Annotated in this window: 22 protein-coding genes and 4 pseudogenes; 15 read left to right on the top strand and 11 right to left on the bottom strand. The window is 65.0% G+C overall.

Annotated elements, in window-relative coordinates:
• Window positions 1–117: 117 nt before the first annotated feature.
• The gene (locus tag ACFVYN_RS35660) at window positions 118–888 is read right to left on the bottom strand and encodes a transposase (RefSeq protein WP_390006203.1); all 771 of its coding nucleotides are present in this window, start codon (window positions 886–888) and stop codon (window positions 118–120) included.
• Between the two features lie 76 nt (window positions 889–964).
• Between ACFVYN_RS35660 and ACFVYN_RS35655 the strand changes: the two genes are divergently transcribed.
• On the top strand, window positions 965–1,345 hold the full coding sequence (locus ACFVYN_RS35655; protein ID WP_390006201.1) for a hypothetical protein: 381 nt from the start codon (window positions 965–967) through the stop codon (window positions 1,343–1,345).
• 334 nt (window positions 1,346–1,679) lie between these two features.
• Here ACFVYN_RS35655 and ACFVYN_RS35650 read toward each other — a convergent pair whose 3' ends face one another.
• Complete coding sequence (locus ACFVYN_RS35650) at window positions 1,680–1,988, bottom strand: DUF6300 family protein (protein ID WP_390006199.1); 309 nt, start codon at window positions 1,986–1,988, stop codon at window positions 1,680–1,682.
• Window positions 1,989–2,121: 133 nt separating this feature from the next.
• On the opposite strand from ACFVYN_RS35650, the gene tpg reads away from it, so the two are divergent.
• Complete coding sequence (gene tpg, locus ACFVYN_RS35645) at window positions 2,122–2,652, top strand: telomere-protecting terminal protein Tpg (RefSeq protein WP_390006198.1); 531 nt, start codon at window positions 2,122–2,124, stop codon at window positions 2,650–2,652.
• A gap of 240 nt (window positions 2,653–2,892) precedes the next feature.
• Window positions 2,893–3,960, top strand: a complete 1,068-nt coding sequence (locus ACFVYN_RS35640; protein WP_390006202.1) for a hypothetical protein — start codon at window positions 2,893–2,895, stop codon at window positions 3,958–3,960.
• A gap of 134 nt (window positions 3,961–4,094) precedes the next feature.
• Here ACFVYN_RS35640 and ACFVYN_RS35635 read toward each other — a convergent pair.
• The 4 genes and pseudogenes from ACFVYN_RS35635 to ACFVYN_RS35620 all read right to left on the bottom strand — a co-directional run.
• Window positions 4,095–4,379, bottom strand: a pseudogene (locus ACFVYN_RS35635) (IS3 family transposase); the annotation flags it as partial.
• A gap of 10 nt (window positions 4,380–4,389) precedes the next feature.
• Window positions 4,390–5,801 (bottom strand): annotated as a pseudogene (locus ACFVYN_RS35630) (IS30 family transposase).
• 64 nt (window positions 5,802–5,865) lie between these two features.
• Window positions 5,866–5,997 (bottom strand): annotated as a pseudogene (locus ACFVYN_RS35625) (IS3 family transposase); the annotation flags it as partial.
• A 141-nt stretch (window positions 5,998–6,138) separates the two neighbouring features.
• Window positions 6,139–6,801, bottom strand: coding sequence for a GntR family transcriptional regulator (locus tag ACFVYN_RS35620; RefSeq protein WP_390006197.1), 663 nt, complete (start codon window positions 6,799–6,801; stop codon window positions 6,139–6,141).
• A 127-nt stretch (window positions 6,802–6,928) separates the two neighbouring features.
• On the opposite strand from ACFVYN_RS35620, the gene ACFVYN_RS35615 reads away from it, so the two are divergent.
• From ACFVYN_RS35615 to ACFVYN_RS35600, 4 genes are read left to right on the top strand one after another with little or no spacing between them, the layout of a single operon-like run.
• Window positions 6,929–7,360, top strand: coding sequence for a VOC family protein (locus ACFVYN_RS35615; protein ID WP_390006195.1), 432 nt, complete (start codon window positions 6,929–6,931; stop codon window positions 7,358–7,360).
• Between the two features lie 48 nt (window positions 7,361–7,408).
• Complete coding sequence (locus ACFVYN_RS35610; RefSeq protein WP_390006193.1) at window positions 7,409–8,062, top strand: NAD(P)H-binding protein; 654 nt, start codon at window positions 7,409–7,411, stop codon at window positions 8,060–8,062.
• Between the two features lie 48 nt (window positions 8,063–8,110).
• The gene (locus tag ACFVYN_RS35605) at window positions 8,111–8,512 is read left to right on the top strand and encodes a RidA family protein (protein WP_086766085.1); all 402 of its coding nucleotides are present in this window, start codon (window positions 8,111–8,113) and stop codon (window positions 8,510–8,512) included.
• Between the two features lie 2 nt (window positions 8,513–8,514).
• Window positions 8,515–9,315, top strand: coding sequence for an NAD(P)H-binding protein (locus ACFVYN_RS35600; protein WP_390006191.1), 801 nt, complete (start codon window positions 8,515–8,517; stop codon window positions 9,313–9,315).
• Between the two features lie 76 nt (window positions 9,316–9,391).
• Here ACFVYN_RS35600 and ACFVYN_RS35595 read toward each other — a convergent pair.
• Window positions 9,392–10,089: pseudogene (locus ACFVYN_RS35595) on the bottom strand (transposase); the annotation flags it as partial.
• Between the two features lie 196 nt (window positions 10,090–10,285).
• On the opposite strand from ACFVYN_RS35595, the gene ACFVYN_RS35590 reads away from it, so the two are divergent.
• From ACFVYN_RS35590 to ACFVYN_RS35560, 7 genes are all read left to right on the top strand, one after another.
• On the top strand, window positions 10,286–11,254 hold the full coding sequence (locus ACFVYN_RS35590) for an ISL3 family transposase (RefSeq protein ID WP_390006190.1): 969 nt from the start codon (window positions 10,286–10,288) through the stop codon (window positions 11,252–11,254).
• A gap of 136 nt (window positions 11,255–11,390) precedes the next feature.
• Complete coding sequence (locus tag ACFVYN_RS35585) at window positions 11,391–11,756, top strand: transposase (protein ID WP_390006189.1); 366 nt, start codon at window positions 11,391–11,393, stop codon at window positions 11,754–11,756.
• A gap of 243 nt (window positions 11,757–11,999) precedes the next feature.
• A complete protein-coding gene (locus ACFVYN_RS35580) occupies window positions 12,000–12,542 on the top strand; it encodes an aspartyl/asparaginyl beta-hydroxylase domain-containing protein (RefSeq protein ID WP_390006188.1) in 543 nt (180 codons plus the stop codon).
• Window positions 12,543–12,546: 4 nt separating this feature from the next.
• Complete coding sequence (locus tag ACFVYN_RS35575; RefSeq protein WP_390006187.1) at window positions 12,547–14,538, top strand: PEP/pyruvate-binding domain-containing protein; 1,992 nt, start codon at window positions 12,547–12,549, stop codon at window positions 14,536–14,538.
• A 2-nt stretch (window positions 14,539–14,540) separates the two neighbouring features.
• Window positions 14,541–15,242, top strand: coding sequence for a dTMP kinase (locus ACFVYN_RS35570; RefSeq protein ID WP_390006186.1), 702 nt, complete (start codon window positions 14,541–14,543; stop codon window positions 15,240–15,242).
• A 166-nt stretch (window positions 15,243–15,408) separates the two neighbouring features.
• Window positions 15,409–16,404 carry a hypothetical protein gene (locus ACFVYN_RS35565; protein ID WP_390006185.1) on the top strand — a complete coding sequence of 332 codons (996 nt, stop codon included), beginning with the start codon at window positions 15,409–15,411 and terminating at the stop codon, window positions 16,402–16,404.
• 329 nt (window positions 16,405–16,733) lie between these two features.
• Window positions 16,734–16,973, top strand: a complete 240-nt coding sequence (locus ACFVYN_RS35560) for a hypothetical protein (RefSeq protein WP_390006183.1) — start codon at window positions 16,734–16,736, stop codon at window positions 16,971–16,973.
• 662 nt (window positions 16,974–17,635) lie between these two features.
• Here the strand turns inward: ACFVYN_RS35560 and ACFVYN_RS35555 are convergent.
• The 4 genes from ACFVYN_RS35555 to ACFVYN_RS35540 all read right to left on the bottom strand — a co-directional run bounded on the left by ACFVYN_RS35555 (window position 17,636) and on the right by ACFVYN_RS35540 (window position 23,027).
• A complete protein-coding gene (locus tag ACFVYN_RS35555) occupies window positions 17,636–18,703 on the bottom strand; it encodes an ATP/GTP-binding protein (RefSeq protein ID WP_390006181.1) in 1,068 nt (355 codons plus the stop codon).
• Window positions 18,703–21,024, bottom strand: a complete 2,322-nt coding sequence (locus tag ACFVYN_RS35550) for a Mu transposase C-terminal domain-containing protein (RefSeq protein WP_390006179.1) — start codon at window positions 21,022–21,024, stop codon at window positions 18,703–18,705. Before ACFVYN_RS35550 ends, ACFVYN_RS35555 begins: the two co-directional genes overlap by 1 nt.
• Window positions 21,025–21,086: 62 nt before the next feature.
• Window positions 21,087–21,794, bottom strand: coding sequence for a hypothetical protein (locus tag ACFVYN_RS35545; RefSeq protein ID WP_390006177.1), 708 nt, complete (start codon window positions 21,792–21,794; stop codon window positions 21,087–21,089).
• Window positions 21,795–22,004: 210 nt separating this feature from the next.
• The gene (locus ACFVYN_RS35540) at window positions 22,005–23,027 is read right to left on the bottom strand and encodes a TniQ family protein (protein WP_390006175.1); all 1,023 of its coding nucleotides are present in this window, start codon (window positions 23,025–23,027) and stop codon (window positions 22,005–22,007) included.
• Between the two features lie 265 nt (window positions 23,028–23,292).
• On the opposite strand from ACFVYN_RS35540, the gene ACFVYN_RS35535 reads away from it, so the two are divergent.
• Window positions 23,293–25,155, top strand: a 1,863-nt coding sequence (locus ACFVYN_RS35535) for a Helicase associated domain protein (RefSeq protein ID WP_390006173.1), incomplete at its 3' end; no start/stop codon positions are given.

Raw genomic sequence — 25,155 nt, 5'->3', positions numbered from 1 at the left:
CACTTTCCGTGTTTCTGATCAACTCTTGGACAGCCCACCTCGTGAAAGCCCGAGGCTAAGGCCTGTCCCGTAATGATCGAACGGCTGAGTCGGGCTGCTCTTGCGTGGCCTCCTCGTCTATCCAGCAAGGGTGAGGTTGTGGAGGTGGGCGATGCCGAGCATGGCGTGATGGACGCCGTCGCCCTTGAGGCGGCAGTCGCGGAGGATCTTCCAGCCCTTCATGCGGGCGAAGGTGTGCTCCACGCGGGCACGAACCTTGCGGTGAGAGGTGTTGTGTTCCTCCTTCCAGGCTGGGAGTTCGGTCTGGCCGGGTTCACGGCGGTGTGGGATGACCAGGCCGGTGCCGCGGTAGCCGCCGTCGGCAATCACGGTTGTACGGCCGACGGCGGCCTTCGCGCCGGAGAGCTCCCATGCCTTGCAGTCGTTACGGTTGCCGGGTAGAGGTCTGCCGATCACGACGACGAGTCGGGTGTCGGCGTCAATGACGACTTGGTGGTTGGTGGAGTAGCGGTAGTTCTTCGACTGTTCGGCCACCGTGTGGTCGCGTGTGGGCACCAGGGTTCCGTCCACGATGAGGACAGTGTCCGGGCGGAACCGTTGGCGTGGCTGGAACGCGAGAAGGGGTCCGAGGTGGTCGATGATGCGGTCGGCCGCGGACTTCGAGATCCCGAACAGTGGCCCGAGCTGGCGCAACGTCAGGTTGGTACGCCAATATGCCGCGACCAGCAGGACCCGGTCCTCCAGCGGCAGGCTCCAAGGCCGGCCGCGTCGGACGGCATCTGCTCCCTCACGGCGCAGCTTGGTCACCAACTTGCGAAAGTAGCGCGGGCTCAGCCCGGCGAACGGCGTTATCCAAGACGGGTTCGACGCCGTGATCACACCAGCCATGCGACAGATCATTTCAGTTGCTGATCTCCCTCCGCCCAGTTGAGCATGGGTGCCAACGAAGCAAGGAGGCCGATGGATGGGGCTCATGCTCTGCCCTGCAGACGACGACGTGGCCAGCCCGGACATCTCGTGGTCGCACTACGGGTTCAATCTGTTCAGGGAGTGGCTGGCCCAAATCGAGGGATTCGCTCTTCCCGAGATGGTCGGCTTCGGTGGGAAGCGCGCGTGGAGCAGCATCACCACCACGCTGGCGCCGCTGCTCAACCATTCAGACGACGACGGCGACCTTGCCCCTGCTCAGTGCGCGGCCATGCTGCCACGGCTAGAAGCGATCGTCGGCGAGCGGCCACAAGTCGCCGACGATCCCGTCCTCCAACGGCGCATCGATGACACCCGCCAGCTGATCGATGTCTTGAAGTACTGCGTGGATAAGGGCGTCCCGCTCGACTTCTGCTGACTACCGGACCCAGCAGTTCCCGCCCTGGCTGTCCGGTAGTTACGGGACAACCCTTAGGTCACCAGTCGAGCGAAGCAAGGTGTTCGGGGTTCTTGAAGTGCTCTCCCGACTGAAGCGGGAGGGCACTTCAATGTCCCCTGCGCAGCGCGTCCGGCACCCCACCGGCTCAACCAGGCGGAGACCGCAGGCCGCGCGCATGCCTGCTGCGCTGCGATGAGGTCGCTCGCGTAGTCGTACGTTGTCGCCACGGCCCCAACAGTAGTTCGACCCGGCGGCCGTCCTGCTCGTACGACGCGGCGGCATTACGCGCCCGGCAGCTGCTGCTGATGACGGCTCAGGGCTGGTCGGGCGGGGTGTTGTGCAAGTACCAGCCGTGGGTGGCCATGCACTCCTTCGTCCACTCCATCAGCAGGTGCGAGCCCTCCTTGACGCGGCTCTCGTCATGACCGCCGTCGTTGGCGAACCACTGCACGAGAAGGCCGGCCGCCGGGCGGTCCACGTCGCCGGTGTCGCACACCGGGCACAGCTCCAGGTGGATCGGCCGCCCGTGTTCGTCGTTCTGCGGCGCCACCCCGCTCATGAGGAGGTCGCCCCGGCAGCGTGAACACTGCGGCAGCCGGTCGGAAAGCCTGAGCAGATCCATGGCCAGTCCCCTTGCTCTGGACGTGGCCCTCCACCCAAGGCCCGGCTGATCTACGCCGTCAACCCCACCCGCAGCGGTCGGGCGCCTGGCCGCGGAATCTGTCCACAGCCGGAACGGGTGTCTGCTGGGAAAAATGATCGACAGCAGCGACGACACGCAGCCGCCGACCCCGCGCCGCAACAGAGTCCTGGACGCCCTCAAGCGAGCGGAGCGCAAGGTGCTCACCCGACCCGCGCCGAAATCCGCGAAGGCCCAGATCGAATTCCTCTACACGCGCGCCAAGCGGTCGACGAAGGCCCTCGCCGAACAGCTGGGCGTCTCACCCCGCACGGTGCAGCGCTACCGCGCCGGACAGCAGACGAAGCCTCAGAAGAGGCTCCAGGCCGCCCTGGTGGAGGAGACCGAATCCCAATGGCAATCGCAGGTCAGGGCGCAGGCGCGGGAGCGAGCGGCGACCTCCAGCGGCATGATGGTGGAGGTGACGGCCTACTTCGGATTCACCTGCACGGGCAGCTCGGACGACGGCCGCGAGCGCACCATCACCACGCCGATCTCGCCCACCTACGCCGCGCAGATCCTCCAGCTCCAGGAGGCCGGTGCGACAGAGGAAGACCTGCATCCGATCGTCGCTGAGGTCATCGCCGAGTCGTATTTCAGGGAGTAGAGCACCCGCGCCGACAGCCTCCGAGCAGATTTCACGCACGTGCGGTCGATAGATTTTGAGTTCTGACCACCCAGAATTCAAAGCCTGCTATAAACCTTATTTGAGCCGAAGCGCGATAGTTGCCACACAGGCAGGCTTGTTGTCACCGTGGGCTGAGTTGGTAAGCTTGACAACCAGTTGAGCACCGACGCCGGTCAAGGCGACAGTAGCCTGTCAGTGGCGGGTGGCAAGATCGCCGGCATGGCCTTCGTACGTACTACTCCGCCGCGGCCTGTCGACGTCACCGCGGTCTTTCCTGAGCTGGCTCCGTTGGCGCGTGCGGCGATTCGGCTGCATCCAAGGGCCGGGTCGCCCTCGGTATGGGACAGCTCTGTCGGTGGCCCGTTGCTGTGGCCCGCTGAGGAGCCATGGCCGCACTGCGAAGCCGTGCACCCCGGCACCGGACGGAGCAAGTCGCCGGCAGAAATACGCCTTGACAGGCGCCGACGAGCCCGGCTCCACCGCGATCCCCAAGGTCCTCACTCCACGCCGGAGGAGACGGCGATTCAGCACCGCAACGACGCCACGTTCATGGAGCGACTCGAAGCCGGCCCTCCCTGGCCCGCGGAGAGTCCAGTCCCCATGCTGCCCGTCGCCCAGCTGTACGTGCGCGATGTCCCTCTCCTGCGGCCGCCAGGGAAAGCCGACGTGCTCCAAGTGCTGTGGTGTCCCTGCGACCACGAACCGTATGCCAAGCCCGCGACTGCGCTGTTCTGGCGATCCGCTGCCGATGTCGGCGATGTCCTGGCGCTGCCGCCAGACCCGTACGAGGCGGACCGGGACGGCTACGTGCCGGAGCCCTGTCGACTGGCACCAGAAGCGATCACCGAGTACCCCCACAGCCTAGAACTCAGCCCGGATATGCGGCTGATGGTGGGAGACTGGAGCAGATGGCAGGCCGCCGGCGCCGGCGTGGACAGCTCGTACGCGAGCTATCCGGCGGAGTTCTACGACGGCAATCTGGCAAACGCTCCTGGCTGGAAGGTCGGCGGCTGGCCCCCGTGGGGCCGCACCGACCCCAATCCCCGATACTGCAGTGTCTGCGAGGTACAGATGGTCCCGCTGCTGACCATTGCCTCCTTCGAATGGGACTGGGGTAAGCGCGGCTGGGCGCCATACGAGGACGAAGCTGCCGCCTACGCCGCTAGTCATCGCGCTGGCCAGAACCCTGCGCAGCCGACCAAGGTGGAAGTCGGCAGCACCGACAACATGCAGCTCTACGTCTGCCCGACCTCCCCCGAGCATCCGCACACCGACCTGATCCAATGAGCTGTCACTGACCCTCGCAGCCGGTGACAGAAGTGCTGCCGAGTGCGGTGTGTGACAAGCCACTTGCCTCACTGGTGCCAGCCAGACTGCTTCGATCGATCCGGGACTGCTGCAGGGTTGGGTGACAGCGGGGTTTATGCAGCCAGGGCTGCGGCTGGGGTCATGATGGTCTCGTACTCGACGGGGGTCAATCGGGCCAGGCGCCTCTGACGCCGGCCCCGGTGGTAGGTGCGCTCGATCCAGGTGACGATCGCGATCCGCAGTTCCTGGCGGGTGGCCCAGGTACGGCGGTCGAGGACGTTCTTCTGCAGCAGCGCGAAGAAGCTCTCCATGGCCGCGTTGTCGCCGGCCGCACCGACCCGGCCCATCGAGCCGACCAGGTCGTGACGTGCGAGAACGGACACGAACTTCCGTGAGCGCTGGGCGAGTTCAACCGGTCGATGCAACACCGGGTTGTTGAAGTGAGCGTAGTTGTTCTTCGAAGACTTCGGCGGGGGTCTTCCAGCCGAGGATCTTGCGGGGCCGGTTGTTGAGTACGTATGCGACGGCTTCGAGGTCTTCGGCGGACCATCGGGACAGGTCTGTGCCTTTCGGAAAGTACTGTCGCAGCAGCCCGTTGGTGTTCTCGTTCGTCGGTCGCTGCCAGGGCGAGTGCGGGTCAGCGAAGAACACCCGCGTTCCGCTCTCCATGGCGAACTGAGCGTGGCCTGAGAGCTCCTTCCCGCGGTCCCAGGTGAGGGTCTTGCGTAGTTGTCCGGGCAACTTGGTCATCGCTTCCGTCAGCGCCGCGTTCATCGCGGCGGCCCCGTATCCGCCGAGCGATGGCCCGTTCTTGACGTACGGTTTCTCGCCCCAGCCCTCCAGCCGCGGCAGATGGACCAGGAGCGTGGACCTGCTGCTGCGCTCGACGAGTGTGCCGATCGCCGACCTGCCCGTCCCGATGATCAGGTCGCCCTCCCAATGACCAGGGACAGCACGGTCGTCGGCCTCGGCCGGGCGCTCGCTGAGAACGACGTCAGCGGTGACGTGGCCCTGCGGTTTGTTCCGGGACCGCGCCGTTGGCTCCCGCAGTGCACGGCCCGTGCGCAAGCACGTCACCAGCTCGCGTTTGAGCGCGCCTCGACCCTGGATGAACAGCGACTGGTAGATCGCCTCATGGCTGATGCGCATGGACTCATCATCAGGGAAGTCGACCCGCAGCCGGCAGGCGATCTGCTCAGGGCTCCATGCCGTTGACCACCGCCTGTCCTGGCGATGGGGCTTGTTCAGGCCCTCCATGGCGGCGTCGCAGGACCTGGAACGATCGTGCCGTCGGGGCGGCGCACGTCACCGGCGAGTCGGTCCTGCACGTACTCACGCAAACGGTCGTTGCCCACGAGCTTGGCCGTCTTCGGGCGCTTCGCGGCCTGCTGCGCCTTCCACTGGGCCACCAGGGCGCGGTAGACCGGCTTACCGCCCCTGGCAGCGGCGTTGCGACGCAGCTCGCGAGAGATCGTTCCCGGATCGCGTCCGATCGTGCGGGCGATCTCACGCACGCCCTTGTCCCGGGCCCTGAGCAAGGCGATCTCCTCGCGTTCGGCGAACGACAGGTAGCGGCCGGAGGGCTCGTCCAGACTCAGCGGCGCCATCCCGCCAGCGTGTCGGAACCATCGAATCCCGACCGGTGCCGACACCCCGACCCCCTCGGCGGCCTGGACCGAGGTGACCCCGGATGCGATCAGACGCCAGAACTCCCGTTGCACAGCACGCGATGGCTCAGGCCGCCCCGGCGAGCGCATCGACGGCCGCATCGCTCGGTCCGCAGCCCACTGCCGCCGCGCACCCGGTGGCGCCTGCGGCATCTGCTTCCTCGGTCGTCCCATTGCACACCTCCGTGATCAGAAGGTGTTGCGACGACCAGTTGAATCCACCTTGGCTACCCGCGTCAGAATGATGAACCAGTCCTGGGCCAGCGGGAGTTCCGGCACGGTCCTGACGCCACAACGCCATGTCCAAGGCGTCGAGACGGACGTGCCATGACTCGATCCTCTCAGGGAATCGAGCCTCCATCAGACCCGGAGCGGTTCAGTCATCATCCGTCATCGGATCTGATTGGATCTGCAGCGCCGCCGGGACCCGGAAAGCCTGGGTTCATTGGATGCCCGCCGTGCCTGTCGTCATTCGATCGTCTGCCGACACTCAGGCGGTGGTTCCGGCGACCACGTCGACGGCGTGGCGGCGGTGTGCTGCGAAGAGGTCGAGGGCGGTGCTGGTGTCCCGGGCGCGCAGCGCGGTGACGAGTCCGTGGTGCTCGCGCGGGATGCGGTCGAGGTAGCCGGCGGTGCTGCGGCCGATCCGGGTCAGCAGGAACAGGTGGACCTGGCACCGTATACCGTCCCAGGCGTCGGCGAGGCGCTGGTGTCCTGCGGCGGCGAACACCGCGTCGTGGAAGGCGATGTCCAGGCGCACCATTTCGTGTGCGTCGCCGGCTCGCTCCATCATGCCGGCCGTCTTCGCGATGGACGCGAGATCCTCGTCCGAGGCGTGGGCGATCACCTGGCGGACGGCGAGGTCCTCCAGTGCGCCGCGCAGGCTGTCGAGTTCGGCTACGTCCTCGGTGGACAGCGTCGTCACCGTCGTGCCCCGGTGCCAGGCGCAGTGCACCAGGCCCTCGCGCTCAAGGAGCCGTAGCGCCTCGCGCACCGGGCCGCGGCTGACGTCCATCTCGCCGGACAGCTCTACCTCGCGCAGCTGCTCGCCCGGGGTGTAGGCCCCGTTGAAGATGGCCTCGCGGATGCGGTCAGCGACCTCGTCGGCCAGACCGCGGCGGCGGGCCGGGGCCACCTTGCCCTGATCACCCATGTCCGTATTGCACCTCCTCAGCCAATGGCTTAATGTTAACATTCAGTCGTTGTCGTGATGTCAACATTAGGACAAGTCGAGCAGGATTGCCCACGGGCCACTCCGCTCCCGGCAGGAAGGCAGTGTCATGACCGTTCTCGACTCCCCGATCCCCCGCTTTCACCTGGCCGTTCCGGTCGATGACCTGGCTGCCGCGCGCCGCTTCTACGGCGACGTCCTGGGCCTGGAGCAGGGCCGCAGTGCGGAGACGTGGGTGGACTGGAATCTGCACGGCCATCAGTTCGTCACGCACCTCGCGCCGGAGCGCGCCCAGCGCATACACAACTCGGTCGACGGCCACGACGTACCCGTGCCGCACTTCGGTCTGGTTCTGACGGTCGAGGCGTTCCAGGAGCTTGCTGAGCGGCTTCGGGCGGCGGGCACCGAGTTCGTCATCGAGCCGTACATGCGTTTCGCGTGCCAGAAGGGCGAGCAGTGGACGATGTTCCTCCTCGACCCGGCCGGCAACGCGCTGGAGTTCAAGGCGTTCGCCGACGACTCGCAGGTGTTCGCCGCCTGACCGGCGGCTGGCACCCCCACCCCAACACGCGAAAGACGGGACGAGCTCATGAAGGTGTTCCAGATCGGCGCTGCCGGAGGAGTCGGCCGCCGCCTCACTCAACTCCTCACCGTACGCGGTGACTTTGTGACCGGCATGCACCGCGGGCCCGCTCAGGGTGAGACGGTGCGGGCGGCCGGCGGGACTCCGGTGGTCGGTGATCTCATCGCCGACTCGGTCGAGGATCTGGCCGGCAAGATGCGCGGCCATGACGCCGTGGTCTTCTCGGCCGGCGCACACGGCACCGGTCAGGACAAGACGAGACTGATCGACGGCCGTGGCCTTCAGAAGGCCGCCGACGCGGCCGCGCTGGCCGGGGTGGCGCGGTTCGCCCTCGTCTCGGTGTTCCCCGACGCGCTGCGCGACGGGACACGTAGTGAGGGCTTCGAGCACTACATCAAGGTCAAGAAGACCGCTGACGTCTATTTGACACGCACCGACCTGGACTGGCTGATCGTCCGTCCCGGAACCCTCCTGGACACCCCCGGCACCGGCCGGGTCACCGCCGGTCCTGCCGTCGAGTACGGCGACGTACACCGCGACGACGTCGCCGCCTTCCTCGACGCCGCCCTGCACGCTCCGGCCCTCAGCCGCGTGATCGTCGAGCTCACCTCCGGTGACACCCCTGTCGCGGAGGCCGTCACCCGCCTCGCGGCCGCCTGAGCTCACACCCGCATCTCAACCACAGCACCATCAGCAAGGAGAAGCACCATGACCGCCATCGATTCCTACAGCCATGACGTCTCCGGTGAGAAGGAGTTCGGGTTCGCCCAGGCCATCAAGGTCGGCGACACGATCTACGTCTCCGGGCAGCTCTCGCACGACGAGCAGGGCAACTTCCTCTACCCGGGCGACTTCGACGCCCAGCTGAAACAGTCCTACGCCAACTTCGAGAAGGTGCTGGCCCACTACGGCGCCACCCGTAACCAGGTCGTCTCCGAGACCCAGTTCATCGTGGACCTGCCGCGGTACAACATGGCGATGGCCGCGGCGAACCTGGCCTACTTCGGTGACCACCGCCCCACCAGCTCCACCATCGGCGTCGCGTCGCTGTTCTTCCCGGGGCAGCTCATCGAGGTCAACTTTGTCCTCGACACCCGTCTGCCGGCCTGATCATGAAGGTCGTGATCGCCGGAGGGCACGGCAAGATCGCCCTTCTCCTGGAGCAGCTGCTGTCCCGGCGCGGCGATGTGGTCACCGGCCTCATCCGCAACCCGGCCCAGGCCGAGGCGCTGGAGAAGGCCGGGGCCCAGGCCCGGCTCGTGGATCTGGAGAAGGCCACCGGTGACGAGGTCGCCCGGCATCTGACGGGTGCCGACGCGGTGGTGTTCGCCGCCGGGGCGGGTCCCGGGAGTTCGGCGGGCCGTAAGGACAGCGTGGACCGCGGCGCGGCGATCCACATCCGGGCCCTCCTCGCGGGCACCGACCTCGTCGTGTGCACGGCAGACGGGGTGGCCGTGCGCCGCGTCACCGGCCACCTGGCTCGCCGCGCCGGTCTCACCGCCGTTCTCGCCTGTGTTCTGGAAGACGGCGCCCTCGGTGAGATCCTCCGACTGCGCCCCTGGCCCGGGCACGGGTGCCTCACCTGCAGGCGCCACAACCTCGCAGAGGCTGGCGGCCTCGATCCCGAGCCCGCCCTGGATGCCGGATACGGCACCGGCACGCCCCACCGGCCGATGACCGCCGTCGGTTCGGACCTTCACCTGATCGCCCATCTCGCGGCCAAGACCGCCGTCGCGACCCTCCTCGAACGCGCCGGACACCCCGACCAGCGCCTGCCGGGCGAACACGCCCTGTTCGGCCTGCGCCGTCAACCCGACTGGGCCCCACCCTTCGACCTCGGCCACACCGCCGAGCTGCGCTGGCTCCCCGCCACACCACCGAGATCCGGCTGCCCCACCTGCGAAGCACCATGACCCAGCAGCCCGTCTCTCACGTCGGCGTGCGGGTCTGTGTAGCAAACAGCAAACGGTGGAGCTCGGTCGGCTTTATTCAGCGGCGGCCGGCGGTGAGTCGGCCGTCGAAGGTGATGTCGAAGGCCTGGAGCGCGGCCTTTCAGCGCATGGTCCAGCGTTTGCGTCCGGTGCCGGTCGGGTCCAGGCTCATGACGGCCAGGTAGACACATTTGAGGGCGGCCTGGTCGGTGGGGAAGTGTCCCCGGGCCCGGACGGCCTTGCGGATCCGCGCGTTGATGCTCCCTTCCTCCAGTTCGACGCGGAGATCCGCAAGATCGTCTGCATCACGAACGCGATAGGGCACGAACTCCGCCCAGGCCGCCTCCCAGAGCCGGACGATCATCGGATACTTCCCGCCCCAGGCGTCGGTGAACTCCATGAACGGCTCCAGCGCGGCTTCCTCGGTTGGCGCGGTGTAGACGGGCCTGAGAGCCTTCGCGAGCTTCTCCAAGTCCTGGCGGGCCGCGTACGGAAGCTGTTCAACGACGCAGGTCTGGACGATCGTCGCAGGCCAGACCGCGTCACGGCGTCCGAGAGGCCGGTCGGGCCGTTGCAGACCAGCATCAGGACATCGGCCGCGCCGTGGTTCTTGATCTCGGTGAGGACCTGGAGCCAGTACTTCGCACCCTCCGCTCCATCACCGATCCACTGGCCCAGAATGTCCCGGTGGCCCTCGGCGGCGACCGCAACGGCCATGTAGACCGGCCGGTTGGCGACCTGTCCGTCCCTGACCTTGGTTCTGTCGACGATCTTGTGATCCGGACGGCTGAGCACGTTGCTCCGCCTGTTCACGATCATGCATCGCGTGCTCTCGTGATGTGCTCCTCGAGCTGTTTCCGTACCTGTCCGCGTTGCTGATCGAGGAGGTCGAGCGGCGACCGGACCAGGTAGTGCTGAGAACGCGGGTGCGGGCGGCGACTGGGTCCTGTCGGTGCGGCCAGAGCTCGGCCCGGGTGCACGGTCGGTACGGTACGTACGCAGGCTGCGTGATGTCGCCGTGGGCGGGCTCGGTGTCGTGATCGAGTTATGCGTGCGCCGCTTCCGCTGCGAGAACCCTGCCTGCACGGCGGTGACGTTCGCCGAACAGATCTCAGGACTGACCACCCCGCACAGTCGGCATACTCCGCTGCTGCGCGAGGTGTTGACGCAGATCGGGTTGGCCCTGGCCGGCCGGGCAGGAGCCCGAATGGCGGCCGCGGTAGGCCTCACCGTAGGCAAGGACACGCTGTTGCGGCTGGTCAGGGCTCTGGCCGAGCCGGAGATCGGCAAGGTGGAGATCCTCGGCGTCGACGACTTCGCCTTCCGCAAGGGCCGCCACTACGGCACGGTATTGATCGACATGGCCACCCACCGGCCGCTGCACCTCTACGACGGCCGCGAAGGCGAGGACCTGGCTGCCTGGCTCCGCGATCACCCAGAGGTGAAGGTCATTTGCCGGGACCGTTCCAGCGGTTACGCGGAGGGCGCTCGGGTCGGGGCGCCGCAGGCCGAACAGGTCGCGGATCGCTACCACCTGTGGGCCAACCTCGGCCAGGCGGTCGAGAAGACGGTCAACGCCCATCGCTCCCGCCTGGCCGAACCGCCTCCCGGCTCGGGCTCCGGCCCCGACCACGCGGAGGGGGAGCCCGAGGTGGTCCAGCCACCGAAAGACCTGAAGATCGTGATCCGGCTGCGTGAGCAGCATGCTGCCGCCCATGAGCTGTGGCAGCAGGGGATGTCGAAGGCGGCGATCGGCCGGAAGCTCGGGCTGCACCAGGCCACGGTCCGTAAACTGGTCAACGCCCGCTCCGCCGATGATGTCGTGGCCAAGAACCTCCAACGAGCGCATGTCGTCGACCCGTACGTCGGCTACTTGCACCGGCGCTGGAATGAGGGCGTCAGGAACGCCGCCCAGCTCTAACGCGAAATCCAGCAACTCGGCTATTCCGGGCGGCGAGTTGGCTGTTCAGCGGCATCTGCGGCGCTACCGGACCGGGCGCGGACACGCACCCGACCCGGGACCGAAGCCTCCATCGGTCCGCGAGGTCACCTCCTGGATGATGACCCACCCCGAGCACCTGCGGGACGGGGACGCCGACAAGCTGCACCGGCTGCGTGAGCGCGATCCCGAACTCGGCTGGCTCACTCTTTACATCAGGAGGTTCGCCGCGATGATGACCGGCTGCCACGGCGACCGCCTCGAAGAGTGGATCACCGACGTCGAACGGGACAGCCTGGCTCCGCTTGCGGGCTTCGCCCGCAACCTCCGCCGCGACTTCGACGCGGTCCGCAACGGGCTGTCCCTGCCACACAGTTCCGGCGCCGTCGAGGGCAACATCAACCGGCTGAAGATGCTGAAACGCCAGATGTTCGGCCGCGCCAGCCTCGATCTCCTTCGCAAACGCGTCCTGCTCACACGGTGAGCCTCGACCGTCCGGATCACAAGATCGTCGACAGAACCCTGACCTTCACATTCACACAGTCGATGAAGACCACCGGATAGACGGCGTCAAACCGTACAGACCCCGGCGTGCTGGTGCCGTCGAGAGCTTGACGCGCGCGTTGATCGCTGGAAGCAGCTCTGAGCTGCCCTTGAGCAGGTTTGCAGGTAAAATCGAGTATTCCGGGTCACATCAGGCAGGTGATGCCGCATGGGGTCAGGGTTCGTGACCAAGATTGCCGAGGTCCGATTTGACGTGTCCGCCCTGGTGGAGGCATATCGATGGGTTGCCACCAGGGCTGAACCAGGTGTTGCACAACGCGGCCAGGACGAGCTTCGAAGTATTTCGTTGACTCACCGCCCGGAAGCCGTAGAGCCGTTCTACGATGGAAACCAGTCGCAATTTGACGAGAACGGAAATAAGGTATACCACGAGGCCGAGTTCAGCATCTTCAATTCATATTTTCGTGACACCTATTTCCATGACATCTATCAACAGGCACCGTTCCAAATTGGGCGGATGCGGTTGATGGTCCTTCCGCCGCTGACGATCTATCGAATGCACGTTGACGCGACAAAACGCACACACCTTGCCATAATCACAAATCCTGATTCTCGCCTTACGCTTCGCAGTGGCGAGACATTTCATGTGCCAGCAGACGGTTTCCTCTATACGGTCAATACCAAACGGATGCACACGGCCTACAACTCCGGGTTGCAGGAGCGGGTCCACCTGACGATGTCCATGGCTGATACCGAGGATCAGTAAGCTTATGATTTCCGACGAGGTGACCTACGTTACAGATCTTACCGATCCTCGACCGAGCATTGTTGGTCAGAAGGCCCGGAATCTAGCTCTCGTTGCAGATATAGGTGTAGTGCCACCGTCAAGGTGTCTCACAAATAACGCCTTCGCCATGGCTCTCACCGAGCCGATACGAGAGGGAATATCACGAGTTCTCAATGAGCTCCGCAGCAACAAGGGGTATGGGCTGGCTAAAGCGTCGATGGAAATTCAGTCCATGCTTGCCGACCTGGTGGTGCCGCCCCCTCTAGTGCCCATGATCTGGGAGGCGGCTCGAGAAGTGACAGACGATTATGCTTTCCCACTGATAGTGCGATCTTCCGGATTCAACGAGGACAGTGAGTCGAGCTCTGGGGCCGGGGTAAACGTTAGCGTTACCAATATTCAAGGCCCCCATAATCTTCTGGCTGCAATCCTTGAGTGCTGGAAAGGAAGCTTCGACCTCGCCTCTATCGCTCATCGATTGCGCACCGGAGAACTCGAACTAGATCCGCTGCCGGGGCTAATAATTCAACGCTACATTGCGAACACATCTGTTGCTGGCGTCTGCTGTTCCCCACATCCAATTTTGGGTGTGGATGGCGTATTCGTCGAATATTCACGGGATGGCAGTAGCGGAGTGGAATCAGGCCTTGGCAAAACGGACTCTTTTTTCGTTACGAGCCCTTCCGTGATGATCGACTCACCTAACCTGCCAATGGGTTTGTCGTCCGCTTTGGTAAATCTGACCTTGCGTGTTCGGCACCGTTTGGCTCAAAAGGCGGAGATCGAATGGTGTTTCGACGGCAGGACGCTCTACCTAGTTCAGGCACGCCCTGTCATAGCTAGGTATCAGCGACTGGAAGGAGAACATCGGCTAGTTAGTGGGTGTTATGACCTTTACCGTGATGCGGCAACGCTGGATTCTTACGAACTCGGTGACGTTGCCGGCATTTATAGGCATAGCGTTATCGAGCGACGCCCTATTCGAATGTTCGCAATGGGCAAGGGAATCTTGGTTAACGGCACTGCGGTCGTTATCGGCGCATGCCACCCGAGTCAGCATCCAGCGCTAAATCAGGTTGGTTCCGAATTTCTAGTGATTGATGCCGGACCCTACCTTCGCTCTTTGATGGTTCCACGCACAGAGCTTGATAGCACCATCGAGCGGCTAATCGCTGGCCGCCGCGATGCAGTCACATTCATCGTCCGTGAGTTTCTTTGCGGCGAGTATGCAGCGATTGCAGTACCAGGTGAGGAAGGAATCGTCCTTGAGGTATGTCGCGGCAGCCTTATCGGGCTCAATCGAGGTTTCGCATCAGCCGACACCTATCTTGTCACCAACAAAGAAAATCATGTGAGGATCACGGCAACGCGTTCATCAGATGTATTTCTAGGACTCGATGAAGAGACAAGGTCTATGCGGCTTATGGCCGACGATCAACCAGTTACTCCAGTCAGCCATGATGTTCTGATCGAAATAGCCGAGTTCACGCGTGCCGTCCAATCGAAGTTCGGAGTCAACTCCTTGGAGTGGACCATCGTAGATGGGCGGCCCATCTACATCGATAATACGCCTCTGGACTCCACTATCAGTGAGAAAATTCTGGGAACGCGATTTCTCAGCGGTCACCAGCTAAAGGGAAAGATTACTCGGATTGCAAATCCTGACCACCTAAGAGAGAAGTCATCGGGACCAACGCTAGTCCTCGATAGCATGTCCGAAGAAGAGGGTAACGATATCGAGATTAAGCGCTTGATTAGGCTCGCCGAGCAGGAGCCCGACGTCGTTGTGGTAACACCTAGACCCTTTACTGCATTGAGTCCCTTGGTGGGAGGAATTAGCGGCTTCATATGCGAACAAGGTCCTGCCCTGTGCCACCTGGCCATAATCTCTCGGGAAGCCGGCACGCCCATAGCCGTTGTCTCTGATGCCATGACTCGCTATCAGAATGGCGAGTATGTAGAGCTGAGAGCCTAGTCATGATGCATTCACATCGAGGACTTTTTGTCGCGCTGGAGGGAATAGACGGGGCAGGAAAGTCAGCGACAGCTGAAGCTACCGGGCGGCTGATGGAAGAGGTCGACTTCCCGATCGTTGCATTCTCTAAACAACATCCTCCAGTGGAGGATTCCTATATCCGTCAGCATTTGGCGAAACTACGTGAAATAATCTGGGAACACCCGCCAGATGATCCGTATTACCGTCTTGGTCAGTACCACTGGATTCATTTAATTGCTTCGTGGTTTACCGCGATAAGCCATTGCGCAGTAGTGCCCATGCTGGAGCGAGGTGAGAACGTTCTTGTTGACAACTGGATCAGTAAAAGTCTCGCACGAATGCGCTTGAACCCGGAAGTGGAGTTTTCTTACGCCAAGTCCCTTTTCAGGGAAGTCCCCGAGCCAGACCTCGTGGTGCTGCTTGATGTAAATCCAGCAATAGCTGGCTATCGGAAATCGACCATCACTGCAATCGAAGCAGGGAACCTTCTGTCCGATATCGGAATAACCCTAGATAATTATATCGAGTATCAAACTCTCTTGAATGAGGAATTGCAACTATTTGCCATAAAGGAGAACTGGCCCGTGGTTAACGCAAATGGTCGAACCCTACATGAGGTTTCATCGGATGTCGCAGACATTATCAAATCGGCTGCTGAGCGGCATTTCCGTGGGCGGATGTAGCGTGGAATCTAGCCGCTACCTGTTCCTCGGGCCCGCGTCTTGGCGTTTCGGTGTCGAACCAAAAGGTGCCGACGCCTTCGTGGTCCTAAGGCTGCCTGACGGCCCGGCAGACGTGAACACAGTGCTGCTAACTGACACAGAATTTGCTACAGCCGAGTATTGGTGCATGGGTATAGACGGTCGGGTTCGCGAACATGACTTCCTCTCTAGCTTCCCATTGTCGGAACTCCATGTCAGTGAGGAGCTTGCCAATCTGTTTGCTGAGAGTGCAATGCCACTGCTGGTGGTCACTGAGCATGATATGTACGTCCGCTTTTTTGCCCAGATTCGAACCGGCCAACGGGATGCTCTTTTCATTTGGTGCGGATCGCAAGATGCGCATGAGGCGACAAATTGGGGAAAGTGGCTGGTGAGTATCTTCGCAGCCGGTTTGCAGGCTATGGAAGCTAGTCGGAGCTTCCTGAACAACCACGGGTGCTACTATCAAAAGTTTTGGCCGGACATGGAGATCGAGTACAAGATAACGATAACCCCTGACGTGGATACCTATGACCTTGCAGTTCGCCTCCGCAACCTGGTGGGAAGGGGGCAATTCAGTCCCTTTATGTGGGAGTACAGGGACGACTTCCAGCAATGGGACTTCGATAATCACCTATATGAAATAGCTGAGCCTCCGGCTGAGGCCGGCTACATATCCTTCATCCCTGACTCACTAGGAACGACTGTTGTGAAGCGCAAGTGGTTCACAACTGATGCCGTGGTACGTAAGGAGACTAAGTGGCTAGGCGTCCGGCTGGCGGGTAATTACGCTGATCATATCGAGCGAGAGTTTCGGGTGCTTGCTGATTTCGTTGGCGCCTTTCGACGTACCCGCTTCGACGTTAGCTTGGAATCCATTTCCACGGGAAATGTCTACGCCGCAATGATCGATCGATGCCGTTTTGTTGGTCAGAATTGGCCTGACCTATGTCAGATTGAACTAGAGTATCTGCATAGCAGGACGCTGCGTTCCTCGGCTGCTGACACAGTCTTCACTGAGCTACAGTGGATCAAGCAGGCGCTGAGGTCGGAGCTTGACCGACTCGGGGTCAGCTACGTTGAGAAACCTATGTCGAAGCTTACGTACATGAAACAAATGCAAGGTAGTACTCGTACTCGGTAATCACAGCTGTGACACTCCTGTCTCGGGCGCCTTATTCACCCTATGCGGCCACGCGGCTCCTCTGATGCCGCTGCTTGTCGGGGTGGGACCTGGCCCTGCGCGCCACCGCGGCAGGGCAGTTTGGCCACATTTAATTGATGCGGACCCGGCGCCGATCATCGACTGTATCCGCCGCAGTGTTCGCTGCTGGTTTGCCCGACCATTGGCGGCCCTCTCTTCTCCTCCTGTTCAGCTGCGCAAAAGGAGCCTCGCCCTCCTTCCAGGGCCATGCGCCACCGGCACCGGTCGCAGTCCTGTACAGGGCCTACTCCGCAGCGCTCGTGTCGGGTGTGACCTCAAGCAGTCGGCCGTTTTCCACAATCAAGCGCTGGGGTGACGTTGCGGACGGCCGTGAGGTCGGCCGCTGCACGACGGCTGGCGGCCAGGGCAGCGTCCCGCTGTTTGCGCAGCTCTTCCACTTCGGCATCCCGTCCGGCTGTCAGGCCAAGGCCGTCGCGGGCACGGGCACCGAGTTTGTGGACGCGCAGCGTATGGAGCTGAGCCCGCGCCTCATCAAGATCTCTACGTAGGATGGCGTTCTGTTCGAGGAGCATGCGATTCTGCGGCGACAGAGCACGTCACCGTTCACGGTGGCAGTAGTACTCGCAGGTGACGGCTGTCTGCCGCAGCATCCACTATGCACAGGCCGCCGTCTTCTTTCAGTCAACTGATAGCCCGCGGGCGGTGCACGGCTGCGCCGGTAGTCGTGCGAGCGGGGAAGGGAAGCTCAGCTCGATGACACGCAGCCGAGCGCAGAGCTGGACCGCACGCAGCGGTCCCGTGCCCTTGGCCGTCCACCGCCATCGCTGCATACTCGTCCGCCCTCGAATCTGCGGCGGCGGCCTCCGGACTGTTGACGGTCGGTGAACTCCTGGTTCACGGCATCGAGCAGGCCGAAGAGAGCGTGCTTGGCGTCGCGCCGCGTATGCGGCAAGCTCGGGCAGCCGGTGCAGGAGCGCCCCACGCGCTCCGCACACTGCCGTGCGCACCGGACGGCCTGTCGTTGACGCGGAACGCCGATAGAAGGCGCCAGGCAGGCCGTAGTCACGCGTAGCGAGTTGTTGCCTACGCTGAACGCCATGCCAGCCGCCGTCCGTCACCGGTGGTGGCGTCCGACTCCTGCATGGTCGAAGTCCTTCCTGTGCGGTGTGTACTACCTGTTCGAGTGCGCCTTGGCACGGTGTGCACGGTGTCAGTCGTCGGCGGGGTCGTTGCGGCCGACGATCATGTTGTTGAGGGCTTCTTCGGTGATGGTTTCTGTTCCGTCTTCGATGGCTTCCTGGGCGGTCTGGCAGATGAGCTGGTCGAGAGTGTCCATGTAGCCGCCGGTGCGTGCGTGGAGTTCCTCCTCGAGGTCCAGCAGCGCGCCGGGCTTGTGGTTGTAGAGCCGGAGGTTGGAGTCGTAGCGCTGCACCACGCCCCGCCATCCCCCTTCCTGCCCCGCGTGCAGGGGGATGGGGCTGATCCGCATGACGGGCAGACTGCTGTCGAACTGCTCGGAGGTGCGGGGGCGTTCGCTGCGGCGGCGGTTGTGCAGGCCTTCGTTGACGATGCCGGTGGCGCCGCGACCGCTGTAGATGACGGAGACGCGCAGGCGGGCCTGGAGGCAGTCGAAGTAGTCGAAGGCGGTGGCCAGGTCGCTGTCGTGGATGCGGTCGACGCCGTCGATGAGGACCAGGGAGGTACGGCTTTCCCGCATGGCGTGCACGACCGGTTCGGTCATGTCGGTGCTGCGGTAGGTCCGCTTGTCGATGTTGATGGTGTGGTCCATACCGAAGAAGTCCGCGAAGGGCAGGGACCAGTCCATGTTGCTCTCGTGGCGCGGCGGGACGTTGATGTAGACCACGGGGGTCCACTCATCGTCCGGCCGACGTTCGGTCTCCAGCACTCCCTGGTAGGCGCGTCCGATTTGGAGCAGCAGCGTGGTCTTGCCGGCACATCCGTCGATGATCATGCTCATGCGTTTGCCGGTGGGGCGGAATCTGTTGGTGCGCAGGGTGCGCCGCGCGTCCTTCAGCCCCTGGGTCACGTCGGGAGTGCTGACGGGGATCATCTCCCCGTGATAGATCATCCGCGGGTCGGTGTCGGTGACCTTCGTGCCCTGGGGGGCGCAGTCCTGCAGATCCGGAGGCTCGAGTTTGCGGTGCACGAAGTCCATGAACCCCTCCCGCACCGTGAGCAGTTCGGGATCCAGCGGCGTCCACCGCGCTGTGGGAGCTGCGGGGGCGGCTGATTTCGGGGCGGTGCGCGCAGCGTCCATCACGTCTCCTGCGGGTTTTGGCTGGGCGGTGGAGATTCCTGGTCGGGCCACGGCGGCTTCTCGGGCGGATCCGATGTCAGCTCCCGGAAAATGTCGCTGGCTGATCCGCCCAGGCTCTGTCCTCCCGCAGAGGCGGGACGGCGCCGCGGCGGCCGCGCCTGGATTGGCGGTGCAGACGGGGCGGCACGTTCGGGCGCAGTGGACGGCAGCGCGGCACGGCGGCCGGGGAAGAGGTCCTTGGCATCGACGTTGAGGGACGGCGCGGGCGTCACGCTGCCGGGTTCGGCCCGGGTGATCCCTGCATACGGGTTGACCGGTGTTTCGGTGATCTCCAGGGGCTGCGGAACGAACGCGGCCACCGGCTTGGTGGAGGTGGAGGTGGAGGTGGGGGAGGGGCCGCGCCGTGCGCGGGCCAGGAGATCGTCCACGGCACGGGCGATTTCTTCCTCGCTGCCTTCCCGGCCGACGAGACCGGCGACGAGGTCGGCGGCCTTTTCCCACAGGTACTGGGTCCAGGCGTCGTGGATCAGGTGCTGGTACCTGAAGTCGAACGCCACCCACGGGCTGCGGGCGGGGTCGTTCTTGACCGTATGGTCGTACAGCCACACCCGGCTGGGTTCGTAGGGGTTGTAGTAGACCGGCCAGCGCCGGCCCTGTCCCTTGATGCCGGTGTGGCGGTTCTTGAACTCCCGGATGCGGTGGCTGACATACGTACGGTTGCCGATCTTGATGCCGTCGCGGGTGACGGTCCGCTTGGCTTGGAGCAGCAGCTTGCGGCTCTCATCCGGTGTGACAGGCCGCGGCACGGCGCCTTCCATGGCCACCGCCGCCGCATACATCTGGTTCGGGGCGAGGACCAGAGAAGGCAGGAAGGGGGAGCGCAGTCCTTCGTGCTGCCGCTGCTGCCACTCGGTGACCACCCACTCGTGCCACATGTCCTGCAGCTTGTTCAGCGGCCACAGCCGTTCCTTTTCGACGTCCTTGCCGCGCGTGGCCAGCTTGTTGCCGGTGTAGCCGGCGACGAACTGGGAGAACATGCTCTTGACCGAGGCGTTGGTGCGTTCGATGACCGCCTTGTCGGTGGGGGTGCGCTCCCGGGCGGACTCCACCTCGATGCCCAGCATGCTGCACACGTCCCTAAAGTGCCGGGCTTTGAAGATCTTGGCGTTGTCGACGACCACCGTCTTCGGACGGATGACCGGCCGGGCCGCGGCGCCGGCCATCCGCGGATCACCGGCCAGCATTTGTGCGTAGGGCAGATCCGAGCTGGCGGCCAGCGTCTGTGGCGACCAGCCGGGGCGCGCCGCGAGCGGCGCCATCGCCTGGCCCAGCAGCAGTGCGGCATCGAGCGACTTGGTGCTGCGGCCGCCGCGGCGTCGGCTGCCCGGCCCTTTCTTCCGGCCCGAAGACTTGGGAACGATCATTCCGGCAATGAAGCTGCGGCTCAGGATGTCGAGGGCGTAGGTCAGCTCAACTGCCACGGGACGCCCGTCATCGCCGAGCGCCAGGACGTCCAGCCCGGTGCCGTCGATCTCCACGCGCTCGCCCAGCAACGACACCGGCGCCGGATGGTAGGGAGGCTCGGGTGGGGTGGTGGCGTCACTGCCCTGCCCGGGCGCGGCCTCCAGTGATTGCTTCGAGATCCCTAGCCGCTTGAGCAGGTCGTAGAAGGTGGTGCGGGCCGGCATCAGGTCGCGGTACTCATCCGGGTGCGCGCGACGCAGCGCCATGCGCACCCGTTTGTACAGCCGGGAGAAGGTGCCCGCCGACGCGCCGCGCTGGGCTTTGTCCTCCTGGCGGATCAGCGCCACCACCCGCTCGTCGACGTTCCCGTAGACGGTGGCCGTGCGCAGCCACCGCTTGTCGACCAGGCCGAGCAGCCCGTGTGCTTCGTAGGCCAGGCATTTGCGCTGCACGGTGGCGACCGACCCGGTCAGACCGGCCGCCTTCAGCTCGGTTGCTTTGAGGGCGTAGCGGGCGGTGCGGGTGGTGGTCGCGGGATCGTAGCCGTGCCGCGGAGTGAAGGCGCCTGACCGGGCGCCGACAGGGCGGCCGGTCAGCACCTCCCGGACATGCTTCTCCCAGCAGCGCACGTCCTTCAGCTGTTCTTTGTCCAGCCGGTCCAGCACGGACAGGTCCGGCACCGTTTCCGGCTCCTGCGGCGTCCCGTCGGCCTTCAGCACGGCGAAGTCCGGGGCGGAGACCAGGACGCAGACCAGTACCAGTGCGTCCTGGCCGCCGTCGTCCATCGCCGCCAGGTGCACGGTGTCGCCCTGCAGGGCGCCCACCAGATAGCGGCCGGTCTTCCACCGGACCGTCATCCCCGGCCGGAGCGTCCCGGCCGGCTCGTCCGGGGCGTCGACCGGCAGGGAAAGGACGGCGCTCATGCTGCCGCTCCGGCCGCCCAGACCGTGCTGTCGGGGGTCAGTGGCTCATCCCAGTGCGTCGTTAGATCCTGCGTCCACAGCAAGTTCCAGCTGCTGGCGCGGCCCTGCCCGGGGGGAAGATCCACAGCATCGGCGCCCCTGCTCAGCGGCAGGGGCCGGGCGAATGCCTCCAGCAGGACGGCCCTGGCGCTCTCGTCGGCGAACTCGTCGTGACGGAACTGCGAGACGATGTACACATTGCGGCGCAGCTGGCCGCCCGGGGCGCGGGCGACATCCACCTGCCATCCCGCCGGCGCGGCGGCTGCCTGGGCCACCGACCATTCCTGATCGTCCGGCTCCTTCCCGGCGGGGGAGTGCAGATAGAGGATCTGCTGCTCCTCGACGGTGCGCGCCATGAACGCAGGGTTCACCACCCCCGCACGCTCACCCTCGCGCCATTCGACCTGCAGCGACGGCGCAGCCAGGTAGACGATGTGCGGGTCGCGGTCGAGGAACATGGCCGCGTATGCGTGCTCCCGGGACCGGCAGCTGACGTCCTTCTTTGTGGTCGACGACCACCACTGGCGCACCTTCGACTTCCGCCCCCGGTAGGCGCGCTGCTCGTGCAGCACCGGCCATTCCTCCACCGGAAGTCCGCGCAACGCCCGTGGAGTGCTGAGGCGTTCGTGGCCCATGTCGTCGCGGTAGCGCACCTGTAAGTCCACGAGCTGCTCCCCTCGTGCCGCGCCGTGCCCTGCTGCGCGGCAGACGTCCACCAGGCTCCGGGCCTCCTCCCAACTCGTGTGACGCAGCCGCAGGAGTTCACCCGAAAGGATGCAGATGCCCTTGTTTCCTTGACGGCGGTTCCCTGCTGCCGGAGATCCACCGGGCCCCTGCTCAGCCGAGGCCGAAGCAGCCGTACGCGGCGCGGATGACTACAGAAACAACCGGTCCATCGAGTTGGGCATGCGCACCCACGGCAGGCACGTCAGCTCCTCCACCGGCGCCAACGGGGAGGGCAGGGCATGACCTGTCAGCCTTCGCACTACGGTGCTTGAGGGCACGTCTCCGCTGGAAAACTGCGGAATGCCCTGCTTGAGCGGCCGGTGCTGGCGGTGCCAGACGGTCAGCGGCTCGATGGACCGGTAGCCGTGCCGACGCGTTGTCCGCGGCAGCCAGTCCTGGTACTCGGTGCTGCCCAGCACGCCGTTCAGGCGGCGCACCTCGAGCCAGGCCAGGTCCTGGGTCAGCAGGGAAAGCCGGCTGAACTGCGCCAGCGTCCGCACTCGCTGCTCGCCCAGTTCGGCCGCGAGGACAGCCCACTGCTTGATCTGTGCCGGGTCCTCGAGATACCCGGAGCGTACGAGGATGGAACAGGCGTCCGCGAACACCCACCGTCCGGCCGGGCCCAGGCGTTTGCGTATCCGGTTCAGGCGCTGCTGCGCGCGCACGACCTCCGCGAGCTCGCTGAGATCGATGTAAGGGTGCCTGGTGCTGCGGGAGTTGTCCGTCCAGCGCTGGTGGCGCAGGCACACCTGCCAGGGGTCGGGAAGGATCAGCCAGGCGGGCGAGCGGGTGCCGCGGCGCGCCGCGCACAGGGAGCAGGCCTGCACGATGTAGCCGGCCCGCGCGTCCCAGGGCCATTCCCAGTCGTCCTTGGCGTTCTTGGGCATGAGGAATTCGTCGCGCAGCCCGATCAGACGCTCCTGCATCTCGGCCACGGTGTAACCGGCCAGGGTGGCCAGCCGCTCGCGCGCGTAGCAGCTGACGTACATCTCGGTGTACTGAGGATCGACCGGCATCGGGCCGGTGCCCATGCTCCGCAGTACCTCTTGCGCAGGGCGGTTGTTGCGGGCAGCCAGCCGCGTCACGTATGAGCCGGTGGACTCACCCTGCAGAAACCGCAGCCGCAGGTGCATCCGGCGCCGCCCGAGCCATTCGTCTCGCTGCTCCGCCACGACGGCGCTCCTTCCGGGATGTCCGGCTGCGGCTTCATCTAACCCCCGCCGTCCCTCGGCTGGCAGCCTAGGCTGACGAAACGGTCCCATCTGGCGCACACCCGGTCCCGAAGGCGACCAATTACGCACGCGCGAAGAAAAGAAAGAGCAGCTTCGGTCAGTGTCGGCCGGACCCTGCGGCAAAACTGCCAGGCTCTCCACTGCGAACAGACTGGTGAAGGTGCCCCGCGGGCACGCAGTTTCACGACGAGGGAGTCAGCGCGTCATGCCCGGCCGTGTTGAGCTGCGCCCCCACCAACGAGAAGCCGTCGCCGCGGGAGTTGACGCCCTGAGCGGGACGCGGCATGCGGCCGCGACCATCATCGCCGCTTGCGGCACCGGCAAGACCCTCATAGGCAAGCGCGTCGCGGAGCGCTTCGCTGAGCGCGGCCCCGTCCTCGTCCTCGTCCCGACCCTCGAACTCCTGACCCAGACGGCGGCCCGCTGGCTGGCCGACGGCGGCTTCGACCAGCTCATCGGCGTCTGCTCACTGCCGGGTGTCCACGACCGCAGCCTGCGCGGCCATCTGCTGCTCACCGGAAATGCCCGGGTGCTGGCCCGCCGTGTCGCCGAGGGAGGACGCATCGCCGTCTTCGCCACCTACGCCTCCCTGCCCACCATCGCCGACGCCCACCGCGGCGAACAGCTGCCGCCCTGGGTCTTCGCCCTGGCTGACGAAGCCCACCGCACCAGCGGCGACTGGGACAAACGCTGGGCACTCATCCACGACGACCGCGCCATCCCGGCCGCGCACCGCCTCTACATGACCGCCACGCCCCGCAACTGGCGCACCACGCAAAACCCGAAGGCCCGCACCCGCATCGAACGACTCGCCTCGATGGACGACCCCACCATCTACGGCCCCGTCGTCTACAACCTGGACCTGGCCCAGGCGATCGAACGCGGCATCCTCGCCGACTACCAGCTCATCGTGCCGGAAGTCCACGACAGCATGCTGCGCGGCATTCTCCACGACCCCCTGCCCACGCCACATCAGGACGGGCTGCGCCTGGCCGCGATGCAGGCAGCCCTGCTGATATCCATGGCCGAACACGGCGCGCGCCGGGTGCTGTCCTTCCACGGCCGGATCGCCGCCGCCCGCGGCTTCGTCGCCTCTCTGCCCGAGACCGCCGGCGTGCTCGCCGACCGCACCGGCATCCGCAACCCCTGGGCGCAGGCCCTGCACTGCCACCAGGCGCCCTGGCGACGCCAGCAGATCTTCCACGAGTTCGAGCACTTCTCCGCCCACACCCAAGGGAGCACCGCCGGCAGCCACGACTGCGCCGTGCTCGCCAGTGTCCGCGTGCTGAGCGAAGGTGTCGACGCCCCCGACACCGACGGCATCCTGATCGCCGATCCGCGCCGCAGCCCCAACCACATCGCCCAGAGCATCGGCCGGGCCCTGCGCAAACCCCCGGGCCAGGCCAAGTGCGCATCCATCTTCATCCCCGTCTACATCGCACCCGGCCAGTCCACCCGACAGGCCATGGAATCCTCCTCGTTCTCAGACTTCTGGCGCTTCTTCAACGGCCTCGCCGTCTACGACACCAGGGCCTATCAGCGGTTCAGCTCCCGCATGAAGGCGCGACCACAGCCCCTTGCACCGCGCCCGCACCGCGCCGGCGAGGTAACCCGCACTCTGAAGCTGCGCACCCACAAGGCCCCCAACAATGCCTTCTGGAAGGACGGCCTGCAGGCCGCCCAGGCCTTCCGCACCGGCCACGGTCACCTGAACGTCCCCAGCGAACACGTCACCAGCGACGGCCTGGCCCTGGGCCAGTGGATCGGCCAGCAACGCTCTCTGTACGCCGCAGACGCCCTGCCGGCCGACCGCATCGCCGCCCTTACCAGCATGGGATTGTCCTGGCCCCATCCCCCTGAGAGTTTCGAGCACCACCTGGTCCAGATCACCGCCTGCGCCGCCCGCCACGGCACCCTCGCCCTGGGCAAGAACGCCCACGGCGGTGATCGCCACCTGGCCGCCTGGCTGGAGACCATGCGCTGCCGTGCCGACACCGGCCAGCTCGCCCCCGCCCGCATCGCCTCCCTCAACGCCGTCGACCCCTTCTGGAACCCGCCCTGGAGTTTG

This window comes from Streptomyces sp. NPDC058307, assembly GCF_042880295.1.
Taxonomy (GTDB): Bacteria; Actinomycetota; Actinomycetes; order Streptomycetales; family Streptomycetaceae; genus Streptomyces.
This window is presented reverse-complemented; position numbering and strand designations above follow the sequence as displayed.